The sequence below is a fragment of the Pseudomonas rhodesiae genome, from assembly GCF_007858255.1.
Classification (GTDB): Bacteria; Pseudomonadota; Gammaproteobacteria; order Pseudomonadales; family Pseudomonadaceae; genus Aquipseudomonas; species Aquipseudomonas rhodesiae.
In genome coordinates, this window is the sequence record NZ_VFEU01000009.1 from 97,602 (window position 1) to 121,194 (window position 23,593).

The 23,593-nt window shown below is 61.4% G+C and carries 19 protein-coding genes; 9 read left to right on the top strand and 10 right to left on the bottom strand.

The features are described 5' to 3' along the window. Position 1: 1 nt before the first annotated feature. The 5 genes from FIV35_RS15505 (at position 2) to FIV35_RS15525 (ending at position 5,336) form a co-directional block, all read left to right on the top strand. The gene (locus FIV35_RS15505; RefSeq protein ID WP_034138080.1) at positions 2-1,624 is read left to right on the top strand and encodes an ArnT family glycosyltransferase; all 1,623 of its coding nucleotides are present in this window, start codon (positions 2-4) and stop codon (positions 1,622-1,624) included. A gap of 203 nt (positions 1,625-1,827) precedes the next feature. Beyond that, entirely contained in the window at positions 1,828-2,061 is a 234-nt protein-coding gene (locus tag FIV35_RS15510; protein WP_034138079.1) for a type VI secretion system contractile sheath small subunit, read from the top strand. Positions 2,062-2,233: 172 nt separating this feature from the next. After that, on the top strand, positions 2,234-2,944 hold the full coding sequence (locus tag FIV35_RS15515) for an HPP family protein (protein WP_034138078.1): 711 nt from the start codon (positions 2,234-2,236) through the stop codon (positions 2,942-2,944). A 133-nt stretch (positions 2,945-3,077) separates the two neighbouring features. Next, positions 3,078-4,181 carry an enoyl-CoA hydratase/isomerase family protein gene (locus FIV35_RS15520; RefSeq protein ID WP_034138077.1) on the top strand — a complete coding sequence of 368 codons (1,104 nt, stop codon included), beginning with the start codon at positions 3,078-3,080 and terminating at the stop codon, positions 4,179-4,181. Positions 4,182-4,184: 3 nt separating this feature from the next. Beyond that, positions 4,185-5,336 carry an acyl-CoA dehydrogenase family protein gene (locus tag FIV35_RS15525; protein ID WP_034138076.1) on the top strand — a complete coding sequence of 384 codons (1,152 nt, stop codon included), beginning with the start codon at positions 4,185-4,187 and terminating at the stop codon, positions 5,334-5,336. Between the two features lie 102 nt (positions 5,337-5,438). Here FIV35_RS15525 and FIV35_RS15530 read toward each other — a convergent pair whose 3' ends face one another. The 5 genes from FIV35_RS15530 to FIV35_RS15550 are packed head-to-tail and all read right to left on the bottom strand — an operon-like array spanning position 5,439 to position 10,999. Then, entirely contained in the window at positions 5,439-6,212 is a 774-nt protein-coding gene (locus FIV35_RS15530; protein WP_034097928.1) for an enoyl-CoA hydratase, read from the bottom strand. 11 nt (positions 6,213-6,223) lie between these two features. Then, the gene (locus tag FIV35_RS15535; protein WP_034138075.1) at positions 6,224-7,351 is read right to left on the bottom strand and encodes an acyl-CoA dehydrogenase; all 1,128 of its coding nucleotides are present in this window, start codon (positions 7,349-7,351) and stop codon (positions 6,224-6,226) included. Positions 7,352-7,363: 12 nt separating this feature from the next. Next, positions 7,364-8,548: an acetyl-CoA C-acyltransferase gene (locus FIV35_RS15540; RefSeq protein ID WP_034138074.1), complete on the bottom strand. Its 1,185-nt coding sequence runs from the start codon at positions 8,546-8,548 to the stop codon at positions 7,364-7,366. A 12-nt stretch (positions 8,549-8,560) separates the two neighbouring features. Continuing rightward, positions 8,561-9,328, bottom strand: coding sequence for an SDR family NAD(P)-dependent oxidoreductase (locus FIV35_RS15545; RefSeq protein ID WP_034097934.1), 768 nt, complete (start codon positions 9,326-9,328; stop codon positions 8,561-8,563). Positions 9,329-9,349: 21 nt separating this feature from the next. Next, a complete protein-coding gene (locus FIV35_RS15550) occupies positions 9,350-10,999 on the bottom strand; it encodes an AMP-binding protein (RefSeq protein ID WP_034138073.1) in 1,650 nt (549 codons plus the stop codon). A gap of 270 nt (positions 11,000-11,269) precedes the next feature. Here FIV35_RS15550 and FIV35_RS15555 point away from each other — a divergent pair, with 270 nt between their 5' ends. The 4 genes from FIV35_RS15555 to FIV35_RS15570 all read left to right on the top strand — a co-directional run bounded on the left by FIV35_RS15555 (position 11,270) and on the right by FIV35_RS15570 (position 16,621). Further along, positions 11,270-12,163 carry a bestrophin family protein gene (locus FIV35_RS15555; RefSeq protein ID WP_034138072.1) on the top strand — a complete coding sequence of 298 codons (894 nt, stop codon included), beginning with the start codon at positions 11,270-11,272 and terminating at the stop codon, positions 12,161-12,163. A 76-nt stretch (positions 12,164-12,239) separates the two neighbouring features. Then, positions 12,240-13,298 carry a HEAT repeat domain-containing protein gene (locus FIV35_RS15560; protein WP_034138071.1) on the top strand — a complete coding sequence of 353 codons (1,059 nt, stop codon included), beginning with the start codon at positions 12,240-12,242 and terminating at the stop codon, positions 13,296-13,298. Positions 13,299-13,442: 144 nt separating this feature from the next. Then, entirely contained in the window at positions 13,443-14,945 is a 1,503-nt protein-coding gene (locus tag FIV35_RS15565; RefSeq protein WP_034097943.1) for an ATPase domain-containing protein, read from the top strand. After that, positions 14,942-16,621, top strand: coding sequence for a response regulator (locus FIV35_RS15570; RefSeq protein WP_034138070.1), 1,680 nt, complete (start codon positions 14,942-14,944; stop codon positions 16,619-16,621). The genes FIV35_RS15565 and FIV35_RS15570 overlap by 4 nt, the downstream gene beginning before the upstream one ends. 281 nt (positions 16,622-16,902) lie before the next feature. Here the strand turns inward: FIV35_RS15570 and FIV35_RS15575 are convergent, their stop codons facing one another. From FIV35_RS15575 to FIV35_RS15595, 5 genes are all read right to left on the bottom strand, one after another. Continuing rightward, positions 16,903-17,280, bottom strand: coding sequence for a response regulator (locus FIV35_RS15575; RefSeq protein WP_034097949.1), 378 nt, complete (start codon positions 17,278-17,280; stop codon positions 16,903-16,905). 79 nt (positions 17,281-17,359) lie between these two features. Beyond that, positions 17,360-18,553: a hybrid sensor histidine kinase/response regulator gene (locus tag FIV35_RS15580; protein ID WP_034138069.1), complete on the bottom strand. Its 1,194-nt coding sequence runs from the start codon at positions 18,551-18,553 to the stop codon at positions 17,360-17,362. Then, a complete protein-coding gene (locus tag FIV35_RS15585) occupies positions 18,547-19,146 on the bottom strand; it encodes a chemotaxis protein CheB (protein WP_034113756.1) in 600 nt (199 codons plus the stop codon). The genes FIV35_RS15580 and FIV35_RS15585 overlap by 7 nt, the downstream gene beginning before the upstream one ends. Continuing rightward, a complete protein-coding gene (locus FIV35_RS15590) occupies positions 19,143-19,973 on the bottom strand; it encodes a CheR family methyltransferase (protein WP_371263992.1) in 831 nt (276 codons plus the stop codon). Before FIV35_RS15590 ends, FIV35_RS15585 begins: the two co-directional genes overlap by 4 nt. Continuing rightward, positions 19,974-23,471: a response regulator gene (locus FIV35_RS15595; RefSeq protein ID WP_034138068.1), complete on the bottom strand. Its 3,498-nt coding sequence runs from the start codon at positions 23,469-23,471 to the stop codon at positions 19,974-19,976. It lies immediately after the preceding gene. Positions 23,472-23,593 lie beyond the last annotated feature (122 nt).

Here is a 23,593-nt window from a genome sequence, read left to right on the forward strand (position 1 = left end):
CGTGAACAAAGCCCAGCCACTGCTGCTCACACCCACGCTTCGTCGGCAGTCCCTCGGTTTGGGCCTGCTGGCATTGCTGCTGTTCATTGCCGGAAACTGGAACCAGGCAATCATCGGCTTCGATTCGCGGTTTGTGGTGTTTGCCCAGGAAATGCTGCGCCACGGGCCGAGTTTTTTCCCGACCACCTACGGCCAGCCCTATGCCGATTATCTGGCCACTTCGACGCTGCTCACCTGGCTGCTGTCGCTGCCGCTGGGGCATGTGACCAGTTTTACCGCGTGGCTGCCCACGGCGATTGCCTCGGCCTTGATCGTGACACTGGTGTATCGCCTGGCCGCGCCCTACTCCCAGCGCTGGGGCCTGCTGAGCATTGCGCTGTTGCTGTTGAGCAGCACCTTTATCAGTGAAACCCGCGCGGTGTCCCTGGATCAGATGCTCGCCGCCGTCACATTGGCAGTGTTTTACCTGGGTTATGCCCACGATCATTTCGGCGCGGGCAAGCGCCTGCATTGGCTGTACCTGTTATTGATCGTGGGGTTTGCCGTGCGCGGGCCAATCGGCCTGGTGGTGCCTACCGGTGTGCTGTGCAGCTACTACCTGATCAACCGCCAGTGGCGTCAGCTGTTCAGTTTCGGGCTGCTGGCCCTGGCGTTGCTGGGGGCCTGCGTGGGGCTGCTGTTGCTGCTGGCCAAGCTCAGTGGTGGCGAGAACTTCATGCACGACGTGATCCGCATGCAGTTCCTGGGGCGCATGGATGGCAGCGAAGGCTCCAGTGGCGCGCTGTATTACTTCACCAGTTCCCTGGGCAATTACGCCCTGGCCTACCCGCTGGCGCTGCTGGTGTTGCTGGGCATCGGCGTGGCCCGGCCACAGACGCCTGAGCCGGCCCTGAAGCTGGTCGGCTATTGTGCCGCCGCCGCATTGCTGGTGATGCTGGGGCTGTCGATTCCCCAAGCAAAGAAGGCGCGCTACCTGCTGCCGATGTTGCCCATGGCGGCCATCATCGCCGCCTACCCTTTCAGCGCGATTCAAGGCCGCGTGTTCGCCTGGTTGCGGGGCTTGATGCTGGCGATATGGACCGCGTTGCCCGCACTGCTGATCGTCGGGTTGGTGGTGATGCGCCCACGTTACCCTGAGCAACTGAACCATTTGGCGCCGATACTCGCGTTGCTGGGAGCGTTGCAGGCGCTGGCGCTATTGAGCCTGTTCAAGGCGCGCCTGCGCCCTGTCGGCCCGGCAATGGCCGCCGTACTCGCGGTGTGGGCCACCTATATCCTGGTGGTCGAGCCGTTGGAACGCCGTGTATATGACACCCGCACCTTCACCCTGCAGGTCCATGCACAGGTCATGCAAGCGCGCGCGCCGGTGGTGCTGCACGGCCTGGGCAAAGACGCCAAGGCGATCAAGTACATGGTCAACCTCGATTGCGATCAGGTGCCGCTGTTTACCCAATTGCCTTCGGAACTGGCACCGCTGCAAGGGCCTGCCTGGCTGGTGATGAGCCAGGCGGATTATGAAGGGTTGCAGGAGCCGCGCTTGCGTTCCATCACCCCGACCCTCACCGGTGAATTCGACCGCAACCCTTATGTGCTGCTGTATCTGGCTAAATCGCCGCCGAAATAAACCTTGGCGGCGGGGCTCCCGGAGTAAAAACTCCTACGCAGCTATACGTAACGGCTGGTGTCATTTCACTTTCATGCCCTTGAAACCCAACGGTAAACTCGATCGCCAGTGGCGGTACTCATTTACCGCCACAGGCCAAGGATAACGACAAGGACGCTGTGGGCCGCAGCCACCACCGTGGTACTTCATGAGAGGAGAATGCCGTGCCAGACGATGTTCGTGACAATGTGCATGTGGGCTACCTGCCCGTGCCGCCCTTGGATCGCCTGATGGAGCTGCGTGATGCGCTGGTCGCGCTCAAAGGTCCACTGGGCAGCGAGCCAGCCTTGCAGGAGAACCTGCGCAGACGTTTATTCAACGAGGAGGCCGATGACCGCGTGCTGGGCAAAATCAACACGCCATTACCCAGTGTGATCTGTTCCATTCCCTTCGGTTGACGCCCTTCAATCCACTTTTTTTGTACTCAACCCTCATTAATATGCATTGGCGCCGAATCTTGCTGCACGGCACACTGCGCCGGTTCCTCCCCCAATCGCAGGAACGTTCAAGGACTTTTCCGGGCAACCAGACGAGTCTTTTTTTTGCCCGCCGTTTTTATGGAACCGTTCAATGCTCGCTCGCTGGTTACCTGCCGCTATCAATACCCGTCCTTCCGAATGGAGCCGCGCTGCCATCGGCATGGCGCTGGGCACGCTGTTCAGTGTCTGGCTGTGCGGCCAAGTCTTCGGCATGGAGGTTGCGCTGCACTTGCTCGGGCCGTTGGGCGCCTCGGCGGTGTTGCTGTTCGCGGTGTCGTCCGGTGCGTTGGCGCAACCCTGGTCGATCGTCGGCAGCTATCTGTGCGCTGGCATCGTGGCGCTGCTGGTGGCGCGGGTGCTGGGGCGCACCTTGGGCGGCGCATGCCTGGCGGCGGGAATGACCGTGGTGCTGATGTGCTGGCTGCGCTGCCTGCATCCGCCGGCCGGTGGCCTGGCCATGACCCTGGTGCTGGCGGACCCGGCGTCTGCTGCCCTCGGCTGGTACGAGCTGGGCGCCGTATTGATGGGCGCTGGCGCCCTGCTCGCTTGCGCACTGGCTTACAACAACGCCACCCGCACCCGGTACCCCAAAGGCGCCGTCGAATCGCCCGCCGTCATGTTGAATAATCCCCAAGCCGCTCGGGACCCCGCCGTCACCGCTGCCGACCTGAAACTGGCATTGGCCGAGATGGAACAGTTCTACGACGTGGCGCCCACGGAGCTGGAGCAGTTGATCCACGCCGCCGAAACCCATGCGCGCCGCCGCAGCATCGGCGAAGTCCTGGCCAGCCGCGTGCGCTGACCACACTGCTGCATAAATGCAAAAACGACCTGCATGATTCAAGGTTGTACGGGGCAAATTTGCACTGGTACGATCGCGAGATGGTCCGTTCGCGGACCTCTTGATAAAGAACAATAAAAGCAGGGAGTTAGAGATGACTGCTCAGGTTTCATCCGAAGCAAACCGTGCCGAGACGCCTCAGGACGAGGTGCTGGCCGAGGTCCGTAATCATATCGGCCACCTTACCCTCAACCGCCCCGCCGGCCTGAACGCCCTGACTCTTAATATGGTGCGTTGCCTGACCGCGCAGTTGCAGGCCTGGGCCGATGATCCGGCGATCCATGCCGTGGTTTTGCGCGGCGCTGGCGACAAAGCCTTCTGTGCCGGCGGCGATATCCGCTCCCTCTACGACAGCTTCAACAGCGGCGACACCCTGCACCAGGATTTTTTCGTCGAAGAATATGCACTCGATCTGGCCATCCACCATTACCGCAAGCCGGTACTGGCGCTGATGGACGGCTTTGTCCTGGGCGGCGGCATGGGCTTGGTGCAAGGCGCAGACTTGCGCGTGGTCACCGAACGCAGCCGGCTGGCCATGCCGGAAGTGGCCATCGGTTATTTCCCGGACGTGGGTGGTAGCTATTTCCTGCCGCGTATCCCCGGGGAGCTGGGGATTTACCTTGGCGTCACCGGGGTGCAGATCCGCGCGGCCGATGCGCTGTACTGCAGGTTGGCGGATTGGTACCTGGACAGCGCCAAACTGGCCGAACTGGACCAGAAACTCGACCGCCTGCAATGGCATGACACGCCTCTCAAAGACCTGCAAGGTCTGCTGGCCAAGCTGGCGGTACAACACCTGCCGGATGCACCGCTGGCGGCCTTGCGCCCGGCCATCGACCATTTCTTCGCGCTGCCCGATGTTCCAAGCATTGTCGAACAGTTGCAGGAGGTCACCGTCGCCAACAGCCATGAGTGGGCGCTGAACACGGTGCACCTGATGCAGACCCGCTCGCCCCTGGCCATGGCGGTGACCTTGAAGATGCTGCGTCGTGGGCGGCGCTTGCCGCTGGAACAGTGCTTTGACCTGGAGCTGCACCTGGATCGCCAGTGGTTCGAGCGTGGCGACCTGATCGAAGGCGTGCGCGCCCTGATCATCGATAAGGACAAATCCCCACGCTGGAACCCTCCGACGCTGCAGGCGCTCGACGCTGCGCACGTCGAGAGCTTCTTCCACGACTTCGAGCAGGTTGCAAAATAACTTATGCAAGACATTGAATACACTGAAGAACAAGTGATGATCCGCGATATGGCGCGCGACTTTGCCCGTGGCGAAATCGCTCCCCATGCCCAGGCGTGGGAAAAGGCCGGCTGGATCGACGATGGCCTGGTGGCGAAGATGGGCGAACTGGGCCTGCTCGGTATGGTGGTGCCCGAAGAATGGGGCGGCACCTATGTCGATTACGTGGCCTACGCCCTGGCGGTGGAAGAGATTTCCGCCGGCGACGGTGCCACGGGCGCGCTGATGAGTATCCACAACTCAGTGGGTTGCGGGCCGATCCTCAACTACGGCAGCGAACAGCAGAAGCAAACCTGGCTGGCGGACCTTGCCAGCGGCCAAGCGATTGGCTGCTTCTGCCTGACCGAACCCCAGGCCGGCTCGGAGGCGCACAACCTGCGCACCCGTGCCGAGTTGCGTGATGGGCAATGGGTGATCAATGGCGCCAAGCAATTTGTCAGCAACGGCAAGCGCGCCAAATTGGCCATCGTGTTTGCGGTAACCGACCCGACGCTGGGCAAAAAAGGCATCTCCGCATTCCTGGTGCCCACCGACACCCCTGGCTTCGTGGTGGACCGCACCGAACACAAAATGGGCATTCGCGCCTCGGACACCTGCGCTGTGACCCTCAACCAGTGCAGCGTGCCTGAAGCCAACCTGCTGGGCGAACGCGGCAAAGGTCTGGCCATCGCCCTGTCAAATCTGGAAGGTGGCCGGATCGGCATCGCCGCCCAGGCCCTGGGCATCGCCCGCGCAGCGTTCGAAGCGGCACTGACTTACGCCCGCGACCGCGTGCAATTCGACAAGGCAATCATCGAGCACCAAAGCGTGGCCAACCTGCTGGCGGACATGCAGACCCGCCTCAATGCCGCGCGTTTGTTGATCCTGCACGCTGCGCGCCTGCGTAGCGCCGGCAAGCCCTGCCTGTCGGAAGCGTCTCAGGCCAAGCTGTTCGCCTCGGAAATGGCCGAAAAGGTCTGTTCCCAGGCCATGCAGATTCACGGCGGGTACGGTTACCTGGAGGATTACCCGGTGGAGCGCTACTACCGGGATGCGCGGATCACGCAGATTTATGAAGGGACCAGTGAAATTCAACGGATGGTCATCGCCCGCGAACTGAAAAATTACCCGCTCTAAATGCCGCATGTGGGAGGGGCTTGCCCCCGATGACAGTGGCTCAGCCTCGATAACTGCTGATTGATCCACCGCTATCGGGGGCAAGAGCCCCCTCCCACATGTTTACTGGTCCTTGAATTCCGGCGCGCGTTTGGCCACAAAAGCCGCCATGCCTTCCTTCTGATCCTGGGTCGCAAAAGCCGCGTGGAATACCCGACGCTCAAAGCGCACGCCCTCGGACAGGCTGACTTCGAATGCACGGTTCACGCTTTCCTTGACCATCATGCTGATGGGCACCGATTTGCCGGCAATCAGCGTGGCGACCTTCAAGGCCTCATCCAGCAGTTCGTCGGCCGGCACGATACGGGCAACGATGCCGCAGCGCTCGGCTTCCACCGCGTCGATAAAGCGCCCGGTCAAGCACATTTCCATGGCCTTGGCCTTACCCACCGCGCGGGTCAGGCGCTGAGTGCCGCCCATGCCTGGCAGTACGCCCAGGTTGATTTCCGGCTGACCGAACTTGGCCCCGTCACCGGCCAGGATAAAGTCGCACATCAGCGCCAGCTCGCAACCGCCACCCAGAGCAAAACCATTAACGGCGGCAATGATCGGCTTGCGCCGATTGGCCACACGGTCGCTGTCGCTGAACAGGTCGTCCATATAGATCTGCGGGTAGGTCAGCTCGGCCATTTCCTTGATATCCGCGCCGGCGGCGAAGGCTTTTTTCGAACCGGTCAGCACGATGCAGCCGATTTCCGGGTTGGCTTCCAGGCCGTCCAGGGCCTGATTCAACTCGCTCACCAATTGTGCGTTCAGCGCGTTCAGCGCTTGGGGACGGTTCAAGGTGATCAGGCCGACTCGGCCCTGAACCTCAAGCAAAATAGTCTCGTAACTCATGTATCGGCTCCTTAGAGATTGCGTGAGATGACCATGCGTTGAATATCGCTGGTGCCTTCGTAGATCTGGCAAACCCGCACATCGCGGTAGATGCGCTCCAGGGGAAAGTCGTTCAGGTAACCGTAACCGCCGAGGGTTTGCAAGGCGGCCGAGCAGACTTTTTCGGCCATTTCCGAGGCAAACAATTTCGCCATCGAGGCTTCGACCAGCGCCGGCTTGCCGCTGTCCCGCAGCGCGGCGGCGTAATGCACCATCTGCCGCGCGACGGCGATCTGGGTGGACATGTCCGCCAGGCGAAACGCCACGGCCTGGTGCTCGATCAGCGCTTTGCCGAAACTTTGGCGTTCGCGGGCATAGTCGCGGGCGGCTTCGAACGCGGCGCGGGCCATGCCGACCGATTGCGCGGCGATACCCACGCGGCCGCCCTCAAGGTTGGCCAGGGCGATCTTGTAGCCTTCGCCCTCCTCCCCCAGCCGGTTGGCCAACGGCACCTTCACGTCTTCGAACAGAATCTGGCAGGTGTCGGAGGCATGCTGGCCGAGCTTATCCTCGACCCGCGCCACGCTGTAACCCGGTGAGTCCGTCGGCACGATAAACGCGCTGATGCCACGCTTGCCCGCAGCGGGGTCGGTGACCGCAAACACAATCACCACCCCGGCGTTCTGCCCGGAGGTGATGAACTGTTTGCAGCCGTTGAGCACGTAATGATCGCCCTCCAGCCGCGCGCGGGTTTTCAGGCTGCTGGCATCCGAGCCGGCCTGGGGCTCGGTCAAGGCGAACGCGCCAAGCATGGCGCCGCTGGCCAGGGGCGTGAGGAATTGAGCCTTTTGCTGATCATTGCCGAACTTGAGGATCGGCACGCAGCCCACGGAGTTGTGCACGCTCATGATGGTGGAACAGGCGCCGTCGCCAGCGGCGATTTCCTCCAGGGCCATGGCGTAGGCCAGGTAACCGGTGTCGCAACCGCCCCACTGTTCCGGCACCAGCATGCCGAAAAAGCCCAGTTCGGCCATCTCGCCGATGGCTTCTTTGGGAAAGCGGTGCTCGCGGTCCCACTCGGCGGCGAAGGGTTTGAGGCGTTCCTGGGCAAATTGCCGGGCCGCGTCGCTGATTTGCAGCTGTTCTTCATTGGGCAGCATGGGGAGCAGTCCTTAATACAGGCATTCGACGGCCATGGCCGTGGCTTCGCCACCGCCGATACAGATAGCGGCCACGCCGCGTTTGAGGCCTTGGTGGCGCAGGGCCGCGAGCAGCGTTACCAGGATGCGGGCGCCGGACGCGCCGATGGGGTGGCCCAGGGCACAGGCACCGCCATGTACGTTGACCTTGGCATGGGGGATCTGCAGCTTGCTCATGGTTACCAGGGTCACCACGGCAAAGGCTTCGTTGATCTCGAACAGATCGACCTCGTCCAGATTCCAGCCGGTCTTGCTCATCAGCTTGCGAATCGCCCCCACTGGCGCTACCGGGAACAGCCCAGGCTCGTCGGCAAAGGCTGCGTGCCCGTGGATCACCGCCAACGGCTTGAGGCCACGCTTGAGGGCTTCGGACTCGCGCATCAGCAGCAATGCCGCCGCGCCGTCAGAGATGGAGCTGGAGTTGGCCGCCGTCACCGTGCCGCCTTCGCGGAACGCCGGTTTCAACTGAGCGATCTTGTCCAGTTTGGCCTTGGGCGGTTGCTCGTCATGCAGGATGGTTTTCTGCTCCTTACCCACGGTGACCTGCAACGGCACAATTTCCGCGGCGAAGTGCCCGTGGCTGATGGCCTCCTGAGCACGCGTCAGGGAGGCGATGGCGAACGCGTCCTGGGCTTCGCGGGTAAAGCCGTTATGCAGGGCGCACTCTTCGGCAAAGGTGCCCATCAGGCGGCCCTTGTCGTAGGCATCTTCCAGACCGTCGAGGAACATATGGTCGAGCACACGCCCATGGCCCATGCGGTAACCGCTACGGGCGCGGTCTAACAGGTACGGCGCGTTGGACATGCTTTCCATGCCGCCGGCGATCGCCACGTCGACGCTGCCAGCCACCAGCGCGTCATGGGCCTGGATGGTGGCTTGCATGCCCGAGCCGCACATCTTGTTGAGGGTGGTGCAGCGGGTGCCTTTGTCCAGCCCGGCGCCCAGCGCAGCCTGGCGGGCCGGGGCCTGGCCGAGACCGGCGGGCAGCACGCAGCCGAACATCACTTCATCCACCGCATCAGCAGCGATGCCGGCGCGTTCGACCACGGCGCGAATCGCCGCAGACCCCAGCTGGGGCGCAGTCAAGCCCTTAAGATCGCCCTGGAATCCGCCCATGGGTGTACGTGCAGCGCTGACAATCACAATCGGATCGTTCATCGGTGGTCCTCCTTACTTGGCCGCCATGCGCAAGGCGCCGTCGAGACGGATCACCTCACCGTTGAGCATGCTGTTTTCAATAATGTGCCGTACCAGCGCGGCGTATTCGGCGGGTTTGCCCAGACGCGGCGGAAATGGCACGCCGGCGGCCAGGGACTCGCGCACCTCGGGGGTCATGCCCGCCATCATGGGGGTTTCGAAGATGCCGGGAGCGATGGTCATCACGCGGATGCCGAACCGCGCCAGTTCACGGGCGGCAGGCAGTGTGAGGCTGGCAATCGCGCCTTTGGACGCGGCGTACGCGGCCTGGCCGATCTGCCCGTCGAACGCGGCCACCGAAGCCGTGTTGATGATCACGCCGCGCTCGCCCTCGGCGTTGGCCTCGGTTTCGGCGATGGCCGCCGCCGCCAAACGCAACAGGTTGAAGCTGCCGATCAGATTGACGTTGATGACCTGGGCGAAACTGGCCAGCCCATGAGGGCCGTTCTTGCCGAGGATCTTCTCGCCACGCACCACACCGGCGCAGTTGACCAACCCGTGCAGCCCGCCAAATGCCGCGACAGTGGCCTGTACCGCCGCTTCGGCCGCCGCCTCCTGGCTGATATCGGCCACGGCACTGCGGGCGTTGTCGCCCAGTTGCTGGGCTTTGGCCGCCACAGCGTCGGCGTTCAAATCCACCAGCATCACCTTGGCACCGGCGGCGACCAGCATCTCAGCGGTGGCCGCACCGAGGCCAGAAGCACCGCCGCTGACCAGGAATACCTTGTTTTCAATCTGCATCATTGTGTCCTTAGAAAGGGATCAAGCCACCGCTGCTTGAGCTTTGGCGATTTCCTGATTACGCAAGATAAAACGCTGCAACTTGCCGCTTGGAGTCTTGGGCAAGTCGCTGACAAATTCGATTTCCCGAGGGTAGGCATGGGCCGCCAGACGCTGACGCACATGCAGGCGCAGTTCTTCGGCCAGTTCGGGCGTGGCGCGGTATTGCTCGTTGATCACCACAAACGCCTTGACCAGCTCGGTGCGCTCCGGGTCAGGCTTGCCGACCACCGCCGCTTCGATCACCGCCGGGTGTTCGACCAGGGCGCTTTCCACGTCGAAGGGGCCCACGCGATAGCCGGAAGTGGTGATCACATCGTCACTGCGCCCGACAAAACTGATGCTGCCGTCGGGGTTCAATTCCACGGTGTCGCCGCTGAGGTAGTACTTGCCGACGAAAGCCTTGGTTTTCACCCCTTCATAGCCGGCAAACCAGCACATCGGCGACTGCTCGCGGTCGATGGCCAGGATGCCGGGCTGGCCGGCGGGCAATTCCTGGTAGGCCTCATCCAGCACCACGATACGGTGCCCCGGCGAAGCGAAGCCGGCCGCGCCGACATGCACCGGATGGTCCAGGCCATGGTGATTGCACAGCACCATGCCCAATTCGGTCTGGCCATAATGGTCGTGAATGGTCACCCCCAGGTTGTCGGCGAACCAGCGGATCACTTCGGGGTTCAGCGGCTCGCCGGCGCTGCTGACAATGCGCAATTTGCCCTTGATCGACTGGGCGAACTGACTGCCGCCGGCAATCAGCAAACGGTAAGCGGTGGGTGAACCGGTCAGGTTGGTGATCCCGTACTTGTTGATCACCCGGCAGGTACTCTCCAGGGTGAACGGGCCGTCGTAGAAGGTAATCGGGTGGCCCATGGACAGCGGCCCGGTGACGCCGAAATAGATGCCATAGGCCCAGCCCGGGTCGGCGACGTTCCAGAACGCGTCTTCGGGGCGCAGGTCCACGGCGTCTCGGGTGTAGCTCTGGAACGCAACGATGGCCTTGAGCGGCACCGACAGCGCTTTGGAGGGGCCGGTGGTGCCCGAGGTGAACATCAGCAGGAACGGTTCCTCGCCACCCAGCAGCACCGGTTCGCACAGGTTGGAATGCTTGGGCAGTTCGGCCCAGAAACTGAAGTCGCCGCGCACGATGCCTTCGCCCTTGGGACCGGCGACCGTCACCACCGTGGGGCAATCCTGCACCTCGACAAGCTTGGGCCGATTCACGGCGTCAGTGACCACCAACGCCGCGCCCGAGCTGTTCAAGCGGTGTTCGATGGCTTTGGGCCCGAACGCCGTGAACAACGGTTGATACACCGCGCCGATGCGCCAGGTGGCCAGCACCACCACCAGCAATTCTGCCGTGCGCGGCAGCAGGCCGGCGACTTTGTCGCCACGCCCCACGCCCTGGGCCAGCAGGAAATTGGCGAAGCGGGCCGCCTGGTCCTGCAACTCGGTAAAGGTCACGGTGGCGCTGCGCCCGTCCTTGCCTTCCCAGAACAGCGCAATGCGCCCCGGCAGCGCATAGCGGTCGCAACATTCAACGCTGGCATTGAGGCCCAGCAAGCTGCCGGCCAAGGTGGCGTCGACGGTGTGTTGGTAATCGAATTCGGTAGTGGCGGCCAAGTAATCGCGCATCGCTTCAAATCCTTGCGTATTGTTATTTTCAGGACGTTTTTCAGGACAAGAACCTGCGAAATAGTCGCTCCAGAGCGTTGCGGCAGCAATGGTCAAAGCCTTCAACTTGGCTGACTGGTTTGGCCAAGCCTTTATTGATCATAGACCCCGCCGATCATCCGGTCGGCCCTGGCGATTGGACGCCGCGCCCGGCAGCTTCTAACCTGATGGCCTGCGCCACCGAAGAAGTTCCCGCCTGATGGCCTGCGCCACCGAAGAAGTTCCCGCCTGATGATCGTGCGTCCCAAGCCCAACCTGCTGGGCATCCTGTTTTCTCTCAAAGGCTCGATTGCCAAGCGTATTGCCTTGCGCAGCCTGCTGGTGACGCTGCTGGCGTCGGTGATCGTCTTGGTGGAAACGCTGCACCCGGCCTATTTCTCCAAGGTCAACGCCACGCCCTTCACCTTGCTTGGGCTGTCGCTGTCGATCTTTATGAGCTTTCGCAACAACGCCTGTTATGACCGCTGGTGGGAAGGCCGCAAGCAATTGGGGCAGTTGATCATTGAAGTGCGCTCGCTGATCCGACAGACCCAGGCGCTGACCGATACGTCCGAGCGCGCGAGCCTGTTGCGCGCCGTGTGTGGCTTCTCCCACGGCTTGATCGCGCGTCTGCGCCAGGAAGACGAAGCCCTTGCGATCCAGCCTTGGGCGAGAGTGCAGGCCGACCATCCGAACCTGCCCGACCAGGTCCTGCAGCAATTGGGCGCGCGCTTCAGTGAGCTGGCCGGACAAGGTGCAATCAGCGAATGGCGCTACACTCAATGGGAGAACCGCCTGGTCAGTCTGAGCCAGGTGCAGGCCGCGTGCGAACGTATCAAGCACACCCCGCTGCCCTTCCCTTACACCTTGCTGCTGCACCGCACCATCTACCTGTTCTGCATCCTGCTGCCGTTCGCCATGGCCGAGCCCTTGGGCTGGCTGACCCCGGTGTTCACCGCCATCGTCAGCTATACGTTCTTCGGCCTGGATGAAATCGGCGACGACCTGGAAGACCCCTTCGGCTTCGACGAAAACGACCTGCCCTGCAACGCCATCCTGCGCACCCTGGAGCGTGAGGTGCTGGCCGCTCTGGGGGCGACGCAACTGCCGCCGGCGTTGGAGCCGGTGGAGTACGTACTCACCTGATGCGGGTTTGACACCTGCCGTGGTCTGGTCGAAGCTTGCGCCTCTCAACGAACTGCTTACGCTTTCGGACACCTGCATGCCAAAGTCACGCCGCTACGCCCTCGTTGGCCTGTGCGCCCTGCTGTTTATTGTACTCATCACCTGGTATTTCACTCGCAGCACGCCGGTGGCGGTGCCGCCCGCGATTGCCCATGGTTACTCCAAGGCATTGAAGCAGGCGCACAATGGCGAACCGGGCGCGGCGCGCGTGCTGTATCAGCAATTGGCGCGGCCGGACCTGTCGCCCGAACGCCGCGCAGCCCTGCACGCGGAATTGCCCAACTACCCCAGCCCTCAAGCCTTGAAGCTGGCGGATAAAGACTTGGCCGACCCGTCGCCCCGGGTGCGCGAGGCGGCGATCCACAGCGTCGTCGGCCTGGTGCCTACCGGCCAGCGCACGCTGTTGCTCGGCCCGGTGCTCGACGACCCCGAACAACCCGTGCGTTTTGCCGCGGCCAATGCCCTGCTGGGCTTGTCGCCGGATACCCTGGGCCTGTACTTCGGCCCGTTGCAACAGGTGCTGGACGAGTACGTCAAACACCTCAAGGCCCAACCCGAAACTGCCGAAGGCTGGATTCAATTGGCGCGCCTGTACATTCACAGTGCCCTGCTACCCGAGGCGCAGGCCGCCCTGGAACAGGCCACGCGCTTGCAACCGGATAACTTGCCGGCGGTGGTGGCGCAAATCGAGCTGCTGGACAAACAAGGTAAAACCGACGAATCGCGGCAATTGCTGGCCCGGCAATTGGCGGCGCATCCCGAGTCGGCTTACCTGCAACATGCCCTGGGCCTGTGGCTACTGCACCACGGTGAGCGGACGTACGCGTTGCTTGGTCTGTCCAAAGCAGTGGAGTTGGAACCGGACAATCAGGATTACCGCTACGACCTGGCCACCACCCTGCACGCCCAGAAGGAATTGGAAGCCGCCCAGCGTCAGTTGGAAGAAATCGTCCAGCGCCACCCGGCCAACCGCAAGGCGCGGGTGCTGTTGATCAACTACTGGAAAGAAAGCGGCCAATTGCAGAATGTGCAGGTGCTGCTCGCCCAGCTCGAACAACAGAACCCCGACGATCCCGCGCTGCAACAAGGGCTGTAGGCGTCTACAACAAATTGGAAAAAAGCCGACGCCGCGCACAAACCCGGCGAAAACGTTGAACCCCCGCAATAGCCAACGGTCAAGTGCATATGGCGCGCCCGAACGGGCGTGCACCTCTCCTCGCTTGTGACCTGAGGGCACTTCTTGTCTACATCTAAAGCGCTGTTAACCGAAAAAGCGGCCACTGGCATCGAAGGTCTTGATGACATTCTTTCCGGTGGTTTGTCCCGCAGCCATTTGTTCCTGCTCGAAGGTGAGCCGGGGACCGGCAAAACTACCGTAGCCCTGCATTTCCTGCAGGCCGGCGCGAAAAACGGTGAAACATCGTTGTACATCACCCTGTCCGAAACCGAGCGCGAACTGCGCCAGGGTGCCAAGTCCCACGGCTGGGACCTGGATGACAATATCCACATCTTCGAACTGACCCCGCCCGAAAGCCTGCTGAACGCTGAACACCAACAGAGCCTGCTGTATTCCTCCGACCTGGAACTGGGCGAAGCCACCCGGCAGATTTTCGAAGTGGTCGAACGCGTAAAGCCGACCCGTGTGGTGGTCGACAGCCTGTCCGAGATTCGTCTGCTCGCGCAAAGCTCATTGCGCTATCGCCGACAGATCCTCGCCATCAAGCATTACTTCGTGCGCTACGACGCCACCGTTTTGCTGCTGGACGACCTGACCACCGAATCCCTCGACAAAACCGTGCACAGCGTGGCTCATGGCGTGATTCGTCTGGAAGAACTGACGCCCAACTACGGCGCTGAACGCCGACGCGTTCGGGTGGTGAAGTACCGTGGGCAGAAATACCGCGGCGGCTTCCACGATTTCACCATCATGGGCGACGGCATCCATGTGTTCCCGCGCCTGGTGGCGGCCGAGCATCGTGGCGGCTACATCCGCCAGACCCTGAGCAGCGGCATTCGCGAACTGGATGCGCTGATGGGCGGCGGCGTCGAGACCGGCTCCAGCAGCCTGATCCTCGGCCCGGCCGGTACCGGTAAGTCGCTGATCTCGATGATCTTCGCCGCCGCCGCCGTGGCCCGTGGGGAAAAAGCCGCGTTGTTCATTTTCGATGAAGAACTGGGCCTGCTGTTCGAACGTATGAAAAACATGGGCATCGACCTCGCCGCCCTGCAAGCCACCGGCAACCTGCTGATCGAGCAGGTAGACGCGGCGGAACTGTCCCCCGGCGAGTTCTCCCACCGCGTGCGCCGCTGCGTGGACGAACGCGGGATCAAAACCGTGGTGATCGACAGCATTAACGGCTATCAGGCCGCAATGCCAGAAGAGAACGCGCTGATCCTGCATATGCACGAACTGCTGCTGTACCTCAACCGGCGTGGTGCGGCGACCTTCATGACGGTGGCCCAGCACGGCCTCGTGGGTGACATGCAGGCGCCGGTGGACATCACTTACCTGGCCGACACTGTGATTCTGCTGCGTTATTTCGAAGCGCTGGGCAAGGTCCGTCGCGCCATTTCCATCATCAAGAAGCGCACAGGCACCCATGAATCGACGATTCGCGAATACCGCATCAGCAACCAGGGCATGACCGTGGGCCAACCGCTGGATAATTTCCAAGGCGTGCTACGCGGCATCCCCACCTACATGGGCGCCGGATCGCCGTTATTGAAGGAAGAGGGAGAGTGACAGACCTGTCTCCCGTCTCCGAGCGTGCCATTGTGCTGGCGCCCATGGGCCGCGACGGCACCTTGGCGCTGATGATGCTCAATGAGGCCGGCTACAGCGGCATCATTGCCAGCAACCTCAAGGCCCTGTGCGAAGCCCTGGAACAGGGCGCAGGTCTGTTGATCATCGCTGCCGAGGCTTTGCGCGGCGTCGACCTGGAGCCGTTGCTGGAGCGTCTGCACCAGCAGCCCGCCTGGTCGGACCTGCCCATCGTGCTGCTGACCCACCACGGCGGCGGCGAGCAGAACGGCTCATCCCACCTCAGCGGCTTGTTGGGCAACGTGACCTTCCTTGAGCGACCGTTTCACCCGGTGACTTTGATCAGCCTGGTCAGCGCCGCCCTGCGCGGGCGTCGCCGCCAATATGAAGCGCGGGACCGCTTGATCGACCTCAGCGAAAGCGAGCTGCGCTTGCAACGCACCCTGGAAACCCTTGAACAACAGGTCGAAGAGCGTACCGCCCAACTGCGCAACAACGAAGAAGCGCTGCGCCAATCCCAGAAAATGGAAGCGGTCGGTCAATTGACCGGCGGCATCGCCCATGACTTCAACAACATGCTCACCGGCATCATCGGTAGCCTGGAGCTGCTGCGAAGGCGTGTGGCCCGTGGCAAGCTGGACGATCTGGACAGCCTGATCGACCTGGGCGTCACCTCCGCCAACCGCGCCGCCGGCCTCACCCACCGTTTGCTGGCGTTTTCTCGCCGTCAGTCCCTCGACTCCAAACCGGTACAAATCAACCAGTTGGTCACGTCCATGGGTGAGCTGCTGCAACGCAGCATCAATGAAAGTATCGGTCTGGACATGCGTCTGAGCGAGCAATTGTGGACCGCCGAGGCCGACCCCAATCAGTTGGAAAGCGCCCTGCTCAACCTGGTGATCAATGCACGGGATGCCATGCCCAACGGCGGCAGGCTTATCGTGGAAACCACCAACCGCCATCTCGACAGCGTGTTCACTGCCGCTTATGGCTCCCTCACACCGGGCGACTACGTAGAGCTGAGCGTCAGCGACACCGGTTGCGGCATTCCCGAAAGCGTTATGGGTCGCGTGTTCGACCCGTTTTTCACCACCAAGCCGATTGGCCAGGGCACCGGGCTGGGTCTGTCGATGATCTATGGCTTTGCCCGTCAGTCCCGTGGCCATGTGATCATCCATAGCGAAGTCGGCAAAGGCACCACAGTCAGCCTGTTCCTGCCACGTTTTGTCGGCGAAGTGATCGCCCAGCAAACGCTGAATCCTACCCTACTGCCCTACGCCACTGACGGCGAAACCGTGCTGATCGTCGAGGACGATGCGGCGGTGCGCTTGCTGGTCAGCGCAGTGCTCAAGGAGCTGGGCTACGCGTACGTCGAGGCCGGCGACGGCAACACTGCCGTGCCGATTATCCAATCCGATCAGCGTATCGACCTTCTGATCAGCGATGTCGGGCTGCCAGGCATGAACGGTCGCCAATTGGCGGAAATCGGCCGGCAGCTCAGGCCGGACCTCAAAGTGCTGTTCATCACCGGTTATGCCGAGCATGCCGCAGTGCGCGGTGGGTTCCTGGACCCGGGGATGCAGTTGATCACCAAGCCGTTCACCTTCGACTTGTTGACGGCCAAAGTACGGGAAATGATTTGCACACCCTCAGACTGAAGGTATTAGCGCTCTGGTAAGGCTGGGAAAAGCTATCGTTTCGGCAGAAAGCAGGACCGCTCAGTGGGTACGAAGAGCATGGGGGGAGCTAATCCCTTCCTCTGCCGGTGACTCGATCGCTTTACAGTCAACGGAAAACGCAAAAGTTCTCGGGCCCCGGTCATAGCTGGGCAGACCTCACGGTGCCGATCATGCAAGCCACAGAGGTGCTTAGCCCAGTTAAATTCACTCATGGGAATTCAGGCTCAGCAAGAGCCTGAACTACGCCCAAGCGACTGTGCTCAGGCCAACAAACGCTGGATATGCTCTTGCAGCGTATCCAGATCAAACGGCTTGGCCAAGATCGGCGCATTGCGCGTGATCGGGCTGTCGCAGTCGAGAATTTCCTGCGGGTAACCGCTGATGAAAATGACCTTGAGTTCCGGGCGCAACTTGATTGCAGGCTCGGCGATCTGCACGCCAGAGATGCCACCCGGCAGTCGATAGTCAGTCACCATCAGGTCCAGATGGGGTTTGGTGGCGAGGATTTCGAAAGCCTGTTCGCCGTTGATCGCCTTCAATACCCGGTAACCCAGGCCCGCCAGGTATTCACCCAACACAAACATAATGGACTCGTCGTCTTCGACGATCAGTACGACATCTTGTGCATCTTCACTCATGGGAAGCCTTTGTCCGGTCAATTGCTGCAACTACGACCATGGGGTCACGTAGAAGGTTGCGTCGAGGTGACGATTGAGTTCACGCCGCCGGTTCAAGGGGCAAGCACACGCGAAACAGAGCGCCCTCGCCTATCCGACTCTCGACTTCAATGGTGCCGCCGTGGGCCGCGACGATCTGCTCGGAAATAAACAGCCCCAAGCCCAATCCGGCTGCAACCTGACTGGCCGATACACGCTCGAACTGTTGGAAAATGCGTTTCTGGTTTTCCTCGCTGATGCCGATACCACGGTCGCGCACTTCGACCCGCGCCTCACCGTGTTCGCTGTACACCCGCACGTCCACCGGGCTCTTGGCGCCGTAGCGCAGTGCGTTGGTCAGCAGGTTGGTCACCACCTGCTCGATCCGGAACTCGTCCCAATGCCCCACTACCGGGCCTTCGGCCGATAACTGCATGGACGACTCAGCGGCGGCGACTTGCGGAGCGAAGTTCTCCACCAAGTTGCTAACCAGTTGCGCCAGGTCGAAGCGCGCCGGGCGAATCGACAGTTTGCCGGTACGGATGCGCGACACATCGAGCATGTCTTCGATCAGACGGATCAGGCTGCGGATCTGGCGCTCATCGCGATCGACCATGGCGTGCATTTTTTCCAAGGTGAACGCTGCGGCGTTGTCTCGCGCCAGGTGCATCTTGCGCAGCTGGGTTTCCAGAATCAGGCCGTTGAGGGGGGTGCGCACTTCATGGGCGACGATCGACATAAAGTCATCGCGCATGCGCACCGCCTGCTCCAGCTCGGCCTGAGTGGCCTGCAAGCGGTTGAGCAGCAGTTCCTGTTCGCGGCGGCTGCGCTCCAGCTCTTCGACCTGCAATTTCATCGCCTTGCTCTGGCGATACAGGTCGACAAACACATTGACCTTGCTCTTGACCGCATGGATATCCAGCGGCTTGTGCAAGAAATCCACCGCGCCACTTTCATAGCCCTTGAACGCGTAGTTGAGTTCCCGGCCAGCGGCGCTGACAAATACGATGGGGATGTTCTTGGTCTTCTCGGTGCCGCGCATCAGCTCGGCCAACTCAAAACCATTCATGCCGGGCATCTGCACATCGAGAATCGCCATGGCGAACTCATGCTCCAGCAACAGGGACAACGCTTCATCGGCGCTCAATGCCTTGAAAACCTGGCGGTCCTCACGCTTGATCAGCGCTTCGAGGGCCAGCAGGTTTTCCGGCAGATCGTCGACGATCAGCAGTTTGGCCTGGACAGTACTTAACATGGGGAAGATTCCAGCAAAACCAGCAATGAGCCTATCCGGCTCAGAGTCAGAATATGGTCAGGTGTCTGCAACGCCAGGGCTGCACGGGGCATAACGTCCACGCGTGCTTCCGCTGGGTCCTGTACAACAGTGGTGCCGTGTTGCTGTTTTACGTAGGCCAGTCCCCGTGCGCCGTCCTGGTTGGCGCCGGTCAGCAGGATCGCCAGCAGCCCGGGGCCGTAAGCATCCGCCGCCGAGGTGAACAGAAAATCAATGGACGGACGCGAGTGATGTACACGCTCTTCCTGGCTCAGGGACAGGCTGCGATCCTGCTCCACCGACAAGTGATAGCCGGGGCCGGCGAAGTACAGGGTGCCGGGCTCGATGGATTGCTTGTCCTGAGCTTCGCGCACCGGGATGCGCAGGCGCCGGGCGAATACTTCGGCCAATTGGCTGCGGCGCTCATCCGGCAAGTGCAGCACCGCGATGATGGGCAAGCCGAAGCCGTTAGGTAGTTCGCTGAAAATACCCAACAACGCTTCGACGCCGCCGGCGGACGCGCCGACGACGATGGCTTCAATCCCGCGAATCGGGCTGGCTGCAGCGTCGTTCATGATTTGCGGTAGATCCGTTCCTGCTTGACCAAGGGTTCGAAGTGTTTGTTATAGCCGGAGAAATCCAGGGTTTCCTTGCTGCCCAGCACCAGGAAACCGCGATGGCACAGCGACTCATGAAACAATCCGAACGCCCTGTCTTGCAACTTTTTATTAAAATAAATCAATACGTTACGACAAGAAATTAATTGAGTTTCTGAGAAGACACTGTCGGTGGCCAGGCTGTGGTCGGCGAACGTCACGTTTTCCCGCAGTGTCTTGTCGAAGATCGCGTAATCGTATGCCGCCGTGTAGTAGTCGGCAAACGAACGTTGCCCGCCGGCCTGCTGATAGTTGGTGGTGTAGGCCCGCACGTTCTCCAGGGAAAAAATGCCCTGTTTGGCTTTGTCCAAGGACGCTGGGTTGATATCGGTGGCGTAAATGATCGTACGCTCCAGCAAGCCCTCTTCGCGCAGCAGGATGGCCATGGAGTAGACCTCCTCCCCCGTGCTGCAACCGGCGATCCAGATCTTGATCGACGGGTAGGTCTTGAGCAGCGGCACCACTTCCTGGCGGATCGCCAGAAAGTGCGACGGGTCGCGGAACATCTCGCTTACCGGGATCGTCAGGAACTGTAATAACTGCATGAACGCCGCCGGGTCATGCAGCACCCGCTCCTGCAGCGCGGAAATGGTGGCGCAGTCGAACTGGCGCATGGCATGGGCCACGCGACGTTTGACCGACGCCCCGGAATAGTCGCGAAAGTCATAGCTGTACTTGAGGTAAATCGCCTCGATCAGCAGGCGCAGCTCAATATCGCTGCTTTTTTCCAAAAAACTTCGCTCCACTTAAATGCGTTCCATCTTCGGCAGCCATACGCGAATCAACGAGAACAGACGATCCAGGTCGATCGGTTTGGCCAGGTAATCATTGGAGCCGGCCGCGAGGCAGCGCTCCTGGTCGTCTTTCATGGCCTTGGCAGTCACAGCGATGATCGGCAGCTTTTTCCAGCGCGGGTCCTGGCGGATCAGCGCCGTGGCCTCGTAGCCGTCCATCTCCGGCATCATCACGTCCATCAGCACCAAGTCGATGTCCTCAACCTCATTGAGGCGGTCGATGGCTTCACGGCCGTTACGCCCGATCACCACGACCGCGCCTTTGTGCTCCAGGGCGCTGGTCAGGGCAAAGATATTGCGTACATCGTCGTCTACCAGCAGGATTTTGCGCCCTTCGAACACCTTGTCGCGGCTGCGAGCGGTCTTGAGCATCTTCTGGCGTTCATGGGACAGCTGGGATTCGACTTTGTGCAGAAAGAGTGTGACTTCGTCCAGCAGCCGCTCCGGCGAGCGGGCGCCCTTGATGATGATCGAGCGCGAGTATTTGCGCAGTTCGGCTTCTTCATCGCGGGTCAGGTTGCGCCCGGTGTAGACGATGACCGGCGGGAACGAGCAGATGTCCTCGGTGGCCATGCGTTTGAGCAGCTCGTTGCCGAGCATGTCCGGGAGCTTGAGGTCGATGATCATGCAGTCATAGACGTTGCTGCGCAGCAGTTCGAGGGCTTCCTGGGCAAAGCCTACGGCGGTGATCTCGATGTCATCGTCGCCGATCAGGCGGGCAATGCTGTCGCGTTGCAGGTCATCGTCCTCCACCAGCAGCACGCGTTTGACCTTTTGCGTCAGCTTGGCTTCCAGGCGCGCGAACACGTCCTTGAGTTCTTCACGGGTGGTGGGCTTGACTGCGTAGCCGATGGCGCCCATGTGCATGGCGGCCTCGACCCGGTCTTCCACGGAAATCACATGCACCGGGATGTGCCGGGTGCTGGCGTGTTCCTTCAGGCGTTGCAGCACGGTCAATCCGGAATGGTCCGGCAGGCGCATGTCGAGCAGGATCGCGTCGGGGATGTACTGCTCGGCCAGGTTGTAGCCTTCGTCGGCGCCGTGGGCGACCAAACATTGGTAGCCCAGTTCATGGGCCAGGTCGAACAGGATGCGGGCAAAGTTCGGCTCGTCTTCCACCACCAGGATGCAGCGCGTGGTGAACGGGGCCTTGTCGCGGTCGTCGGCAAAGCGCGGGATCTGCTCGGCATCGGCCACCGGCAAGGGCGAGACCTTGACCGGGACCGGCGCAGGTGCTGCAACCACCGGGCGCGGGGGTTCGATTGGCTGGGGCTGTTCCTCGTGCTCGACGTACTGTTCCGGCAATGTCAGGGTAAACACACTGCCCTTGCCCGGTTCGCTGGTGACGTGGATCGAACCACCGAGCAAGGTGGCCAGGTCGCGGGAAATCGACAGGCCCAGGCCCGTGCCGCCGTAACGGCGGTTGGTGGTGCCGTCGGCCTGGCGGAAGGCTTCGAAGATGCTCTCTTGCTGGTCCGGGGCGATGCCGATCCCGGAATCGCGCACCGTGAACACAATCCCGCCTTCGGCGGCGCCGGACACCGACAGGCTCACCTGGCCCTGCTCGGTAAACTTGATCGCGTTGGATAGCAGATTCTTGAGGATCTGCTCCAGGCGCTGGCGGTCGGTGAACAGCATGGCCGGCGCCCCCTCTTGCACCTCCACCTGGAAACCCAGCTTGCGATCGGACGCCAGCGGTTCGAACATCCCCCGCAGACCGTCCACCAGACGCGCCACGCTGGAATTTTCCGGGCGTACTTCGAGCTTGCCGGCTTCGACCTTGGAAATATCCAGGATGTCGTTGATCAGGTTGAGCAGATCGTTGCCCGCCGAGTAGATCGACTCGGCAAACTTGACCTGCTCGGCACTGAGGTTTTCCTGGGGGTTTTCCGCCAGCAATTTGGCCAGGATCAGTGAGCTATTGAGCGGCGTACGCAGCTCGTGGGACATGTTGGCGAGGAATTCGGATTTGTATTTGCTTGAACGCTGCAGCTCTTCGGCGCGGTCTTCCAGCTCCAGCTGGGCCTGGTTCAGCTCGATATTCTTGCGATCCATGGCGTCGCGCTGCTCAGCCAGGGTCTGGGTCTGCTCGGCCAACTGCTCGTTGGTCTGCTCCAGCTCTGCTTGTTGGGTCTCCAGATGAACCTGGGATTCCTTAAGGATGCGCGACTGTTCTTCGAGCTCCTCGTTGGCGGTCTTGAGTTCTTCCTGCTGCACTTGCAGCTCTTCGTTGAGCTGCTGAGTTTCGGCCAGCACTTCCTGCAAGCGTTGGCGATAGCGCGCGGCCTCGATGGACGTGCCGATATTGCCGGCGATCAGCTCCATCAATTCCGTATCGCGCTCCTGCAGCGGGCGCAGGAAACCCAGTTCGATTACGCCGTTGACGCGATCATCATCGCTGGTGGGCATTACCAGCACGCTGCGGGTAGCGCCTTCGCCCAGGCCCGAGCTGACTTTGAAGTAGTCCACCGGCACATCGTCCAGGCGGATCAGGCGGTCCAACTGCGCGGCCTGGCCGACAATACCTTCGTCGCTGTAGATCGCTTGTTCCTGCTGCTCCTGCTCGCGGGAGAAACCATAGGTGGCGATGCGCTTGAGGCCGCCGTGCTCTTCGCGCACATACAGTGCACCGACCACCGAGCCCATGTATTGGGCAAAAAACTGCAGGATATTGCGTCCCAGCATGTTCAGGGTCAGTTGACCCAGCACCTGCTCGGCCAGCTCGGTCTGGCCATTACGCAGCCACGCTTGCTGTTCGAGACGCCGAGCAATCTTCTGCTGTGACGCGAGGTTTGCGCTGTAACTCTCTGAAAGAGCTACTAGATTTTTACGCCCGACATAGGCAAGAAAACCGCTCAAACCCAGTACGAATACCAGATACAGGCCGACGCTGATCACTGTGGTACGGGTCACGTCGGCATTGCGGGTGATCCGGAACTGCTGCTCCATCGCCACCGCTTCGTCGTACTCCTTGCGGATCTCATCGGTCAGGCGCTTGCCACGCCCGGCCTTGACGGCGCTGCGGTAGTCCCCGCTCTGGCGCTGCATATCAATCATTGTCTGGGCGTACTTGTTCCACTCCAGTTGCAGCGCCTCCAGACGCTTGAGGCGGTCGACCTGCTGCGGGTTATCGGCAACCAGTTCCTGCAGGTTACGCAGGTCGGACATGATCCGCGGTTTGGCCACCTCGTACGGATCGAGGAAGTGCTCATCGCCGGTGATCAGAAAGCCGCGCATGCCGGTTTCCTGGTCGACTGTCAGCTTTGACGTCTCATTGAGGTTATTGATGACCCGATCGGTGTGCTCCACCCACTGGATCACCGACAGCAAGTAGGTGATCAGGCACACGAAAAACACCGCGCTGAGCACGCCCACACCCAGGGGCAATGCCACGTTTCGGCTCAGGAGGGTACGAAAGCTCTTTTCATCGACGGACGAAGCGGGAGTCATGGGCATGCCTTGGCCAAATACGGAAAAACGGGGAGTTTGCCCCAAACGTGGCAGTGAGGGCTATGTTTCTGACGCAACGAGCGGAACAAAACCTGGCGGTTAGCCAGCTTTAGCACCCTCGC

What these genes read in the sequence shown, in the direction of transcription:
- FIV35_RS15530 (WP_034097928.1), bottom strand. Translation starts at nt 6,212, where the DNA reads ATGAGTTACGAGACTATTTTGCTTGAGGTTCAGGGCCGAGTCGGCCTG.
- FIV35_RS15560 (WP_034138071.1), top strand. Translation starts at nt 12,240, where the DNA reads ATGCCAAAGTCACGCCGCTACGCCCTCGTTGGCCTGTGCGCCCTGCTG.
- FIV35_RS15575 (WP_034097949.1), bottom strand. Translation starts at nt 17,280, where the DNA reads ATGAGTGAAGATGCACAAGATGTCGTACTGATCGTCGAAGACGACGAG.
- FIV35_RS15515 (WP_034138078.1), top strand. Translation starts at nt 2,234, where the DNA reads ATGCTCGCTCGCTGGTTACCTGCCGCTATCAATACCCGTCCTTCCGAA.
- FIV35_RS15550 (WP_034138073.1), bottom strand. Translation starts at nt 10,999, where the DNA reads ATGCGCGATTACTTGGCCGCCACTACCGAATTCGATTACCAACACACC.
- FIV35_RS15525 (WP_034138076.1), top strand. Translation starts at nt 4,185, where the DNA reads ATGCAAGACATTGAATACACTGAAGAACAAGTGATGATCCGCGATATG.
- FIV35_RS15580 (WP_034138069.1), bottom strand. Translation starts at nt 18,553, where the DNA reads ATGTTAAGTACTGTCCAGGCCAAACTGCTGATCGTCGACGATCTGCCG.
- FIV35_RS15555 (WP_034138072.1), top strand. Translation starts at nt 11,270, where the DNA reads ATGATCGTGCGTCCCAAGCCCAACCTGCTGGGCATCCTGTTTTCTCTC.
- FIV35_RS15540 (WP_034138074.1), bottom strand. Translation starts at nt 8,548, where the DNA reads ATGAACGATCCGATTGTGATTGTCAGCGCTGCACGTACACCCATGGGC.
- FIV35_RS15535 (WP_034138075.1), bottom strand. Translation starts at nt 7,351, where the DNA reads ATGCTGCCCAATGAAGAACAGCTGCAAATCAGCGACGCGGCCCGGCAA.
- FIV35_RS15595 (WP_034138068.1), bottom strand. Translation starts at nt 23,471, where the DNA reads ATGACTCCCGCTTCGTCCGTCGATGAAAAGAGCTTTCGTACCCTCCTG.
- FIV35_RS15585 (WP_034113756.1), bottom strand. Translation starts at nt 19,146, where the DNA reads ATGAACGACGCTGCAGCCAGCCCGATTCGCGGGATTGAAGCCATCGTC.
- FIV35_RS15520 (WP_034138077.1), top strand. Translation starts at nt 3,078, where the DNA reads ATGACTGCTCAGGTTTCATCCGAAGCAAACCGTGCCGAGACGCCTCAG.
- FIV35_RS15545 (WP_034097934.1), bottom strand. Translation starts at nt 9,328, where the DNA reads ATGCAGATTGAAAACAAGGTATTCCTGGTCAGCGGCGGTGCTTCTGGC.